The following is a 1,871-nucleotide window of genomic DNA, read 5'->3' as shown; positions in this document are numbered from 1 at the left end:
CCTCCGTAATTAATATAATCCAAGCTGCCATCTAAAGCCCTAGCAGGGCAATATGTATATAGTATGATTCTCTAATTTACTTCTGCTGCCAACCTACAATTTGTTCAAATATCTTTTTATCGACATAATCCTCTTTGGTAGTTAGCACCCTGCTTGCACCAATTGGGATTATGCTTTCTAGTATCGCGTCACATATTTCAAAGCCATCACTATCTAAACCCTGCAATTCGACAAATACTCTCGGATTATCAGATCCATTCTGAACCAAAGCTTTAATTGCAAAAGAGAAATCATCTTCTGATACTACTCTTATAGCAATATCACTAACGGTTATCATCTGTATCCTCCATTCTTTTCGTAAATTTTCTATCTTTGTAGGACTTACGCAGTTGGTTCATAAGTTCTCCTGAACCCCTCTGATAAGAGGGGAAAGACAATCTGTAGGGAATAACGATCGTTATTCCCTACGAAGAATCATCGCCTATGGGTAGGCACAAGACCTACCCCTACGACCTAGGAAGATAGTTGATTTCACAGCAGCAGCGTTTTGAGCGACTCAATCAACCCGTCCGGCGGATCAAACGGCAGTTCAACAGGCTCGTGCGTCAACGCACTATGATAGATCCCCAAAATCGCATTAAACTCCGCAAGCGACTGCTCCAAGTGGGTGGGATGCACCTTTTCGTCATCGTCAAGCCAATCAAACATCGCCTCGGTGAGACCCGCCTGCCCCAAGAGATCCTGCTCACCGTACTCGTGTTCTCCACGACTATAGCCGTCCGTCGGTGTGTTGCGTTCCCATCCGTACATCCACCAATGGATAAACCCGCGCTTCCCAAATACGCGGACCCGTTTGTGCTGGAACACCGATTCGTGATCGCTAATTTCGGGCGAGCCTTTTGTACCAAATGTAACTAACGCCCGAACTCCGTTGGCATACGAGATCGACGCTGTGGCATGATCGGGCGACGGTTGGGCGGAATCCAGATGTTCGCCCCCTGAGACCTGACCGAAAACCTTGACCGGACGCGAATTGTCGATGTACGAGGAGACTAGCTGCAGTACATGCGGTCCCTGATCAATCGGCGTTGAACGCGCACTGGCATCAATAAAGTCGAGATCTCCAATCGCTCCAGCGGAGACATCAGCCTTTAATTTCAGATTCGGTGGATGAAAATTGAGCTGCGTATTCACTGCGAATTTGGTCTTGGTATTCTCGCATAGGTCGCTCAGTTGACGCCAATCCTCTCCCATCACCGCGATCGGCTTTTCCACAATCGCGGCAGGCACCTCATGTTCCGATGCGATATTCATCAGCGGATAGCGAATTAATTCGTTCGTCCCCCGCAGCACCGGCGCAGTCACGATATGCAGCAGGTCAGGACGTTCTTTATCCAACATTTCATGGATGTCCGTGTACCGTTTTTCAACCCCAAAGTCATCGCCGAAACTATTGAGCAGCTCTTCGTTCATATCGCATAGCGCGACAATTTCACCGCGCTCAATATGCTGATATGCGTGGGCATGGGCACGCGCCCGTCCGCCACAACCCAGAAATGCACATTTATACATAATAATCCCCCATAAATTAACCTAAGTTACTACCTATTGAAAATCCATCAATCTGCCCGTAGGGGCGGGGGTTTCCCCGCCCGTCAAGTGCCTTGCTCTTCGCTCCAGAGGAGCGATATATCTATAGAATGCCTATACCCCTGCTATCCGCGCTCCAGTTTTGAATCCCGCCTGTCCCGATTTATCGGGGAGGAGCACAATGTGTAAGGCTCACCGGTTTGATTATAGTAGATGTTAGAATTAATGAGACACTCTCAATACACAGCCAACCCCCTAAATCCCCCTTATCAGGGGGACTT

Annotated in this window: 2 protein-coding genes; both read right to left on the bottom strand. The window is 48.3% G+C overall.

The features are described from left to right. Positions 1-76 precede the first annotated feature (76 nt). Positions 77-337 (bottom strand): hypothetical protein, encoded by a 261-nt coding sequence (locus tag J4G02_21555; GenBank protein MCE2397107.1) that lies wholly within the window; start codon positions 335-337, stop codon positions 77-79. Positions 338-531: 194 nt separating this feature from the next. Continuing rightward, on the bottom strand, positions 532-1,572 hold the full coding sequence (locus J4G02_21550; GenBank protein ID MCE2397106.1) for a Gfo/Idh/MocA family oxidoreductase: 1,041 nt from the start codon (positions 1,570-1,572) through the stop codon (positions 532-534). Positions 1,573-1,871: the final 299 nt, after the last annotated feature.

This window comes from Candidatus Poribacteria bacterium (assembly GCA_021295755.1).
In the GTDB taxonomy this organism is placed as follows: domain Bacteria; phylum Poribacteria; class WGA-4E; order WGA-4E; family PCPOR2b; genus PCPOR2b.
Note: the sequence above shows the minus strand (reverse complement) of the source record. Positions and strands in the feature narration are given on the sequence as shown.

What these genes read in the sequence shown, in the direction of transcription:
- J4G02_21555 (MCE2397107.1), bottom strand. Translation starts at nt 337, where the DNA reads ATGATAACCGTTAGTGATATTGCTATAAGAGTAGTATCAGAAGATGAT.
- J4G02_21550 (MCE2397106.1), bottom strand. Translation starts at nt 1,572, where the DNA reads ATGTATAAATGTGCATTTCTGGGTTGTGGCGGACGGGCGCGTGCCCAT.